Origin of the sequence: Bariatricus sp. TF06-38A (genome assembly GCF_027690675.1) — a bacterium.
GTDB classification, from domain to species: domain Bacteria; phylum Bacillota; class Clostridia; order Lachnospirales; family Lachnospiraceae; genus Allocoprococcus; species Allocoprococcus comes.
On the sequence record NZ_JAQFCE010000046.1, the window covers coordinates 1 to 8537 of the forward strand.

General features: G+C 49.1%; 8 protein-coding genes. All 8 read right to left on the reverse strand.

Annotated features, from left to right (window positions below):
* Window positions 1–170 precede the first annotated feature (170 nt).
* The 8 genes from PG418_RS18670 to PG418_RS18705 all read right to left on the reverse strand — a co-directional run bounded on the left by PG418_RS18670 (window position 171) and on the right by PG418_RS18705 (window position 8480).
* Entirely contained in the window at window positions 171–2048 is a 1878-nt protein-coding gene (locus PG418_RS18670) for an AAA family ATPase (RefSeq protein ID WP_117628574.1), read from the reverse strand.
* 16 nt (window positions 2049–2064) lie between these two features.
* Window positions 2065–3573 (reverse strand): MobQ family relaxase, encoded by a 1509-nt coding sequence (mobQ, locus tag PG418_RS18675; protein WP_227194740.1) that lies wholly within the window; start codon window positions 3571–3573, stop codon window positions 2065–2067.
* Window positions 3574–3825: 252 nt separating this feature from the next.
* On the reverse strand, window positions 3826–4122 hold the full coding sequence (locus tag PG418_RS18680; RefSeq protein ID WP_117628576.1) for a DUF3847 domain-containing protein: 297 nt from the start codon (window positions 4120–4122) through the stop codon (window positions 3826–3828).
* 112 nt (window positions 4123–4234) lie between these two features.
* Window positions 4235–5257 carry a DUF4179 domain-containing protein gene (locus tag PG418_RS18685; RefSeq protein WP_055304257.1) on the reverse strand — a complete coding sequence of 341 codons (1023 nt, stop codon included), beginning with the start codon at window positions 5255–5257 and terminating at the stop codon, window positions 4235–4237.
* Window positions 5254–5814, reverse strand: coding sequence for an RNA polymerase sigma factor (locus PG418_RS18690; protein ID WP_055304255.1), 561 nt, complete (start codon window positions 5812–5814; stop codon window positions 5254–5256). Before PG418_RS18690 ends, PG418_RS18685 begins: the two co-directional genes overlap by 4 nt.
* An 83-nt stretch (window positions 5815–5897) precedes the next feature.
* Window positions 5898–6200 carry a hypothetical protein gene (locus tag PG418_RS18695; RefSeq protein ID WP_055304253.1) on the reverse strand — a complete coding sequence of 101 codons (303 nt, stop codon included), beginning with the start codon at window positions 6198–6200 and terminating at the stop codon, window positions 5898–5900.
* A 134-nt stretch (window positions 6201–6334) separates the two neighbouring features.
* The gene (locus PG418_RS18700) at window positions 6335–6550 is read right to left on the reverse strand and encodes a transposon-encoded TnpW family protein (protein WP_055304251.1); all 216 of its coding nucleotides are present in this window, start codon (window positions 6548–6550) and stop codon (window positions 6335–6337) included.
* 79 nt (window positions 6551–6629) lie between these two features.
* Window positions 6630–8480, reverse strand: a complete 1851-nt coding sequence (locus PG418_RS18705) for a recombinase family protein (protein ID WP_055304249.1) — start codon at window positions 8478–8480, stop codon at window positions 6630–6632.
* Between the last annotated feature and the right edge of the window lie 57 nt (window positions 8481–8537).

The following is an 8537-nucleotide window of genomic DNA, read 5'->3' on the forward strand; positions in this document are numbered from 1 at the left end:
CCCCATGAAGCGTTTTGTCAAGTGCTTTTTAGAGTTATTGACGCGACATATGCTCTTTTTTCCACGATAAAGCCCCACGCGGTCATACATGGGGCTGTGGGATTATGGTTGAAGTGGCGAAGTGGCAAAGTGGCAAGGTATCTGGGTTTTGCCACTTGGATTTTGCCAGTTCACTTTTTTAGGGCGTGATACCATGCTGCGCCGATACGCTTTGAGGTAATGCGCCCGTCAAGGTTTTTCTTTGCCGCCCGGACAGTACGGGCAGAAATTCCCGCGTCGGCTGCGGCTTTCTCTATGTCCTCGCTGGCAAGTTCTTTTCCGTCTGCCAGTAGGTCAAGTATCAGCTTTTCAGCCTGTTCGGTTTTGGTGGCGTTGTTGCCGCCCGCGCCGGACAGCAGCTCGTCGGCAGTTATATCATATTCGCCTATCCACTCAAAGCCTGTTTCCGGGTCAAGGCAAAAGGCAACGGGCTTTCCCTCCGGCGCAAGGGAAGATTTGTCGTGAATGATAACACGCACATTCGGCTCACGCTTCACGCGCCCGATTAAAAGGACGCTCCTTGCTGCGGCTCTAAAGTCGATAGAACCTAAGCCCCTGTATGCGCTCTGTCCTCCGGCAGCTTTGTTAAGGTGTCCGATAAGGATAACGGCGCACCCGGTACGCTCCGCAACTTCGGCAAGGCGGCGAAAAATGGGGCGCACCTCGTTTGCCTTGTTCATGTCGGCTTTGTCGCCCATATACGCCTGTATGGGGTCAAGGATAATCAGACGCGCCCCGTTCTGTATGATTGCTTTCTCTATGCGCTCGTCGGACAGGGTAAGCTCCCGTTTTGCTTCATCAATCACAAGCACCCGGTCAAGGTCTGCGGCGGCTTCTATCAAGCGGGGTTTGACGGTATCTCCCAAACCGTCCTCGGCGGTCTGATAAATAACTTGAAACGGCTGTATGGGCTTCATGCCCGGAAGCGTCCCGCCAGTGGTACAGGCAGCGGCAAGGCGCAGCGCAAAGGTGGTCTTTCCCTCGCCGGGGTTGCCCTGTACTATGGTTACTTTCCCAAAGGGGATATACGGCTCCCATAGCCATTCAACGGTCTGTGTGTCAACCTCGCTCATGCGGATAATCTCAACGGTTTCTTCCTGTGGCGGTTCTTTCAATCCATAGACAGCTTCCCGCAGATATTTCCCGTCTGTGATTTCGCCCCGGCGCGTCTGCACCTCGTTCCAGTCTTTGAAAAGAGGGATAAGGCGGTGGACGGTCAAGCCCTCCGGCATAAGCTCCACAAGGCGGCTACAAGCGTCGTTTCCGGCTTGGTCGCTGTCAAGGCAGAGATATACGGTCTTGATGTTCGGGCGGTCAGAGAGAAAGCGCATAAGGGCTTTATCTCCCACGCCACCCAGCGCAAGATAGCTTTGCTTCTGCCAGTCCTTTTTGAACAGACAGAGAAAAGATAACAGGTCAATAGGGGCTTCAAAGACAAACAATCTTTCGCCCTCGCCCCGATAGCAGAAGTTAAAGGCTTTGTCGCTGCCTTTCACATCAAGCCGGAAGTTCCCGGCTGTGCCGCGTTGGTGGGCGTATCGTGGTACTCCGTCCTCGTCCCGTCCTACGAATACGGCGTTATGGTGGGCGGCTTCCTCGTAAATATCCCCGGTGGAAAAGAAAAAGCCCGACACATCTTCATCAATGTGGCGGGCGGCTGTGAGGAAGTTCCTCGCTATGTGGTTGTCGGTGTTGTGGGGCGGCAGTCGAAAGTCAGAAAAGGACGCGGGGCTTGGTCTGTCCGGCGGCGGTGCTGCGCCTTTTTCTCCTGTCAGCAGTTCTACGGCTTCGGTAAAGCTCTTTCCGAAAAACTCCATGACAAAATCAATGGGTGCGCCGCCTTTGCTCTGGCTGTGCCTGTACCATTTGTTTCCCCGAATAGTCAAGCTGTCATGCCGTTTCCAGCGGTATTCCTGTCCGGCGCGGGTAAGCTGCTCGCCCTGTCCTTGCAGAAAAGAAACAAGGTCGGCTTGGTTGGCGCAGTCTATTTGTTCTTGGGTGTAATACATAAAATTTCAACTCCTTTCAGCGGTCTATATCGTGCCGCTTGGTGCGGCTCTGTGTTTGCTCCGGCTGCTCGGCTTTCAGCGCAATATCGACGCACTTGCGTATCTTCTGAAGCTCGGCAACTTCGGCGCGGGTAGCTTTCAGTTTGGTGTAGTCAGTATCTCTCTGCTCTTTGAGGTCGGCGTATTCCTGTTTCCATTTGGAGATAGGCAGCGTCTTTGTATCCGTCAGATTTGCATGGAGATAGCGGCTTGCTGCGTTCCATAAGGTCAGCTCGGCGCGGTGGGCTTCCTCATACTTATCCCGTTTGTTCGTCCAGCCGTTTTTCAGCTTTTTTAGTTCGGCATGAATGGGCTTATACTGCAAATAATTCTCTCCGTTCTCTATCAGCTTTTGCAGCTCTTTCATGCGCTGCTCGGCGGCTTTCATTCCCTCCCGGATAGAAAAGGCTTCATCACTGACAGAGGAAAGAGAAGCGTCCAACTCGTCAAGTGTAGAGATACCATGCTCCGCAAGATAATTGGCTGCCTGTGATATGGTTTTCAGTTCGTCGGCTGCGTGTTGGTGCTGCCAGCTCTGCGAATACTTCCGGCTCTTTTCCCTCTGAACGCCCAAATACTTCATCAGAAGATTTGCAAGGTTCGGAGATTTTGGCGGTTGTTGTTTTCTTGGGGAAGTTTCCCACGCCGCAAGCAGTCCGGCAATCCATTCTTTGAGGTTGCCGATCTGCGCCCGGATTTCCTTTATCAGTCTGTTTGATTTGCGGATAGCCCGGTTCAGTTCGCCTTTCTCGGTGGCTATGCCTTTCTTCTCCATTTGACAGGCGGCTACGCCCATGTGGACAGTAGGTATCTCGTCAATTCCTCTCTCGGCGTTGCTGCGGTGGTCGATACGCTCTGTGCTTCCGGCGCGTTCAAGATAGCTGTTTGAAATATCAGCCCACGCTTTGCGCCACAAGAGGGCGTTGCCTTTGTCGTTCCAGCCTGTGAGGTCAACCTTGTGGGTCTTGTATCTGCCATTCGGCAAGCGTATGCGCTCCCCGTTTTCATCAAGGTCATATTCCTTTTTAGACTTCGCCGCCCACGCGCCGCGCTCGTCAAGTGGTCGCATGGTCAGCATGATATGACAATGGGGGTTGCCGCTGTCGGTGTCATGGATAGCAAAATCCACGCACATTCCTTTAGAAACAAATTGAGAGGAACAGTATTCCCGGACAAGCCGTATCTGTTCCTCTCGTGATAATTCTATGGGGAGTGCTGCGTCAATCTCACGCGCAAGCTGGGCGTTCCCGGCTTTCTCATAAAGTTCCACGCTGTTCCATAGGGTAGAACGGTCAGAGAAAGAGGGCGGGGCATGGGGCGGCAGCATGATTTCGGTATGGACAACGCCGCCTTTGCGGGTGTAGTCGTGGGTCATTCCGTCCCACTCGTTTGTCAGCTTTTCGCCGCTTCGGTAGGCGGCTGCGGCAACTGCTGATTTGCCTTTGCCCCGACTGACTATGCTGATGTTACAATGGTAAATGGCTATGGGTATCACCTCCAGTATAGCGGATATAAAACTTGTGGAAAATGAATAGCTTGCGTAGCAAGGTGTTCGGTTTCCGCAAGTACACAAAAGGGTAGACAGCGCAAGCTGTCGCAGGGGAAGTGTAGCGTCCCCTGTCTGCGGCAAAGCCGCCAATCGTAGCGCGGGGTAAAATCCCTGTGCTTAAGATAAAGCCCTCGGCAGAGCGCACACGCCCGTTAGGGTGTATAAGTGCGCCCTTAGTGTCTAAGGGATTTATTCAGCGTTCCCGTTCTCGGCTCGTTTTTTCAGATATTCCCGTACCAGCTCACTCGTCAGTGCAAACCTAAGAAGTGCTGCGGCTTCCTCGTCGCTCATGTTCTTTGCTTCCGGCACAATGCTTTCAAAGACTGCGCCTCGGACAATAAGGCGGTGGCTGCGTGTCCGGCGTTCCTCTTGCGACAGCTTTTGCCGCAGCACCTTTTCCCGGTTCTCAAACTGCCGGATTTTCTTTTTTCCGTCCTCGATTTCGGCTTGCAGTTCCTCGCGGGTTTTCTCTCTTGGCTTTGTCATGGTTGATCGCTCCTTTCTGCTCATAGCATAGAAAAGAGCAGCCGTTTTTGTGTGAAAAAGGCTGCTCTCATTGAATTATTTGGTTTGTATTTATATCGGTAACTACGAAAACTTATTGACTTATGCTTTCTAAAGGGAAAGTAACACTCCAATTTCCTTCGATATGTGTATCGCTCGTAACAAAATATCCATATACTTTATATTGGGTTAAATCAACATCTGACAAATCATAAACATATTCCACATACCGTTCTTGATGTTCACTATCAGTAGAAAATGCAATATTTGCGATACAGTGGATTTCCTCTCCTTTGTCATTTTTGAAATAGATATAGCCATGATTATCCGTTTCTAAACTATCCTCGTACTTGACTTGTATATGCAATTTCCCATCCACATATCCCATGGCTGTAATATCTACCTCAGCAATAGGGGAACACAGAATACCTGTTGTTTTCAATGCCTGAAAATTGTTTTCCATTTCATTGTAGTTTGTTCCCCCACCACCCCAAATTTGAGTCGGGGTAATTGTTTTTGGTGTAGCACTAATTTGGGTCAAATCCAAATCTGTCAATATCGCATCATATTCCTGCTTATTGCTCAGCATTTCTCGGACACAAAAAGTAATTTTCTCACCAATAATGTCTTTTTCATTCCATTGTGATATAGAAATTAGGAAAGTGGCGGTTTTTGTTTCGGTGTCATAGCTTATATTTTCACACGAACTGCTACAATCAAAAGGTGTATTGATACTAAAGCTATCAAACAAATCTGTCGTTTCATCAATTCTATCTCCGTCAATATCTTGTACGGAAATAAAAATCTTTGCTTCGCTACCCTCAACATAAGCCGAAATTACTTCAAACTTAATCCCATTATCCTCGCAGGACATACTAACAGGCTTTAACTTTTGGGCAATTGCCGGAGATACCTTGTAGAGTAGATTATAAGCTGGTCCAAAATCTGCTGCCGCTAATGCTGGAACAGACATGGTAAAAACAAGGAGCAAACTGGCTACCATAGCTCCCCATTTAATCCAAATGGGCTTCTTGACCTTTTTCTTATAGTTAAGGGCTTCGTCAATGTATTTGTTGTCAAGCTCGCTCATAGCGTCGGAAAACTTCTTTGCGTTCATATAAAGACCTCTCTTTCAATTAAATATTGTTTCATCTTTTCGCGGATACGGGTCAGCCGGACAGAGACATTTTTCTCTGAAAGCCCCACAACCTCGGCTATGTCTTTGTAGCTGTCAGAAAACCAATAGCGGCGCATGAAAATAACGCGGTTTTCAGTAGTCAGCGTATCTAAAAAACTTTCAATGATACGGGCTAATTCTTTAGCTTCAATTTCTGCTTCTACTGTGTGAGTATCTGCTACATAGGTTTCAATTTCCTCCAAAGCAATCGTGTAATGGCTGCTTCGTTTGGCTGCTTCCTTTCTCCAATAAATTTTGATTGAAATGTTCCGAACGATTTTCAGAACATAGGATAAAAGTGGGTTAGGTCGTGCAGGGGGAATAGTGTTCCATACACCTAAATAAGCGTCGTTTACACATTCCTCTGCGTTCTGCCTACTTCCTACGATATGATAGGAAAGATTGTGGCAGACTGTTCCGTATTTTATATCCAACTCCCGTATGCCTTGTTCTGAACGTTCAAAAAACATTTCTATGATTTTTTCATCCTCTATCATTGCACCGCCTCCTCTCCGGCTTCACCTATATACTACGGTTTTAACGACGAATACTACATCAAATCTCAAACTTTTTCAAAAAATTATACCACACTTCGCGTGAGATTGCTTGCGTTAGCTTTCGCCGCTTCGCTGGCGGCTCTCCGGCGTTGCTCATTGTATGGGGCGGTCAGACGGAAAGAGAAACGCCCCTTTGCAATATCAAACTCCATGCAGCCTGTTTCGTGGTCTGTGTCGGTCTGGTAGCACTCGTCGGGGTACTGCTCGGCATAAGCGGCAAGCCGCTTTTTGAGGTTGGTGTTGTGGGTGCGGATATGGATAAGGGGGTCTTTCTCGTCAAACCATATATCGGTGGTCTTTTCCTGTTTGGTAAGCCCTGTTCTCATGCAAGCTCCTTTCTGCGTCCCTGTTACGCAATAGGGGTGTTTTTCGGGTGTTTTCCTCGGCTCTTGACTTGGGGAAAACTGCGTTTTTGACGATAAAAACCGCCCAAACGGGGAATGTATCGTCGGGGCGGCTGTTATCGCAAGATTTCTGTTTTTTCCGGCTCTTGACCGTCAGACGCAGAAAAACGCAGACTGTCGGCAAGTATCGTTTTCAGCAGCTTGTCGGAGAATGTTTCTGTGGCGTTGTGGTTAAAAAACAGCTCCGCAACAATGGTCTGCCCGTTTCTCTGTGTCGTGATAACTCCGTCCGGTTTGGTCGGCGGGGTGGGTGTTCCTTTCTTTTCTGTCAATAGGTTACTCCTTTCTCCGGGCGTAAAAAAGGGACTTCCCGTAGTTCGGAAAATCCCTCTATGATGTTGCTATTCTGTTTTATGGTGCGGACAGTGCGGCGGCAGCCTGCGCCTTTTTCTTCGCCCGATATTCCCGCGCTTTGATACGGTCGTACTCCCGCCTCTTTTCAAGATTTCTCGCCCGGTATTCTCTTGAATAGTTGCGGTGGTAGGCGCGGCTCTTTTCCTTTCTTGCTTCTTCGATTTCCTCACGCATTTGCCGGATTTCCTGCTCTGTCGGCTCTGCAAGCTGTGTCAGTTCATTTTCAAATCTGCCGATATGGTTAAAATATATCCCGATATGCTGAATAGCCTGTTTCGCCCTTTTCTTGTCACGCTCATGCACTTCAATCCGGCTGATAAACTCGTTGAGGATAGTCGGGGTAAGGTCGGTAAAGTCAGCGTAACGGTCTATCAGCTTTACAAACTTCTGCGCCCGTCCTCCCGCGTTCTCAAAAGCGGATAGCTGTTCCCTAAGCTGTTCAAGCTCGGCTTTCAGTGAGTAGTATTCTTCGGAATACTTCTGCGACATCTGCTCATAGCGGTCTTGTGGGATAGTACCCAGCGCGTTGTCCTCATAAAGTTTATTCAGCACCTTGTCAATCTGTTCAAGGCGCGTCGTGATTTGCGGGATACGCTTCTGCTGTTTCTTTGTCTTGTCGGTCTGCTGCATGGCAAGGCTCTTTTTCACTAAGGCTTCAAACTCTGCCCGGTTGCTGATAGAGTATTCCGCGATTTTTTTCAGCACATCTGCGACGGTCTGCATAAGCAGATCCGCGTCCATGATGTGCGGGGAGCTGCACTTGGGATTTTTGGCTTTTCCCTTGTGGTACTCGCTGCAATAGGCAACATGGCGCTTGCCGCCGTTTCGGTAATCTATGCGAATGTGCATTTTTGCACCGCAGTCTTTACAGAAAAGCAAGCCGGACAGAGGGTGGATTTCTCCGTCCCCGTTGGGGCGTTTGACAGGTGCGTTTTCCAAAATCCGCTGCACATTTTCAAAGTCGGTGCGGTCAATAATCGGCTCATGCACATTTTCTGTGATGTGCCACTGGCTTCTGTCTACATAGTGGTTTCGCTTATCCCGGAAATGCTTTGTGGTCTTGAAGTTGACTACATCGCCGCAATACTCCTGCCGCGTGAGGATATGGGTCAGCGTGGCTTTGTTCCACTTGTAACGGTTATCCTCGTTGAGCGTCTTATTTTTACAAGTTCCCCGCCCGCGGTCTTTCATGTAGAAAGTGGGGGTTGGGATTTGCTCCTGTGTCAGATATACGGCGATTTGGTTTCGGTTTTTCCCGTCCAAAAACAGACGGAAAATAAGGCGTACAACCTCGGCGGCTTCCTCGTCGATTATCCAAAAATCCTTGTTGTCCGGGGCTTTGATATAGCCGTAAGGGGCTTCGGTGGCAATCGGCTTTCCACTCATGCCTTTGGTCTTAATGCCCGTTTTCACTTTCTTGCTGATGTCCTTTGCGTACCACTCCGACATGATATTGATAAAGGGGGCAAACTCTAATGTGTCGGGGTTTTCGCTGTCTATACCGTTGTTGACTGCGATAAAGCGTACATTGTTCCGTCTGAAAATCTCCATAGCGTTGCCAACTTGGAGATAGTCGCGCCCCCAGCGGGTAAGGTCTTTCATAATGCAGACACCGATTTTGCCGCTTTCCACATCTTCAATCATGCGGGAATAAGCGGAACGGTCAAAGAACCTGCCGCTTTCGTCGTCGTCAATGTAGTGGCGGATATTGGTTAGGTGCTGTCCTTTGGCGTAGTTCTCTAAAAAGATTTTTTGGTTCTGTATGCTGTTGCTCTCGCCGCCGTCCCTGTCTTCGTCGCCTACGGAAAGGCGGGAGTAAAGGGCTGTGATTTTATTGTAATTGCTCATGTGCATATCCTCCTGCGTCCATAAAGTCGTTGTTTACAGTTAAGATTATGCACTCCA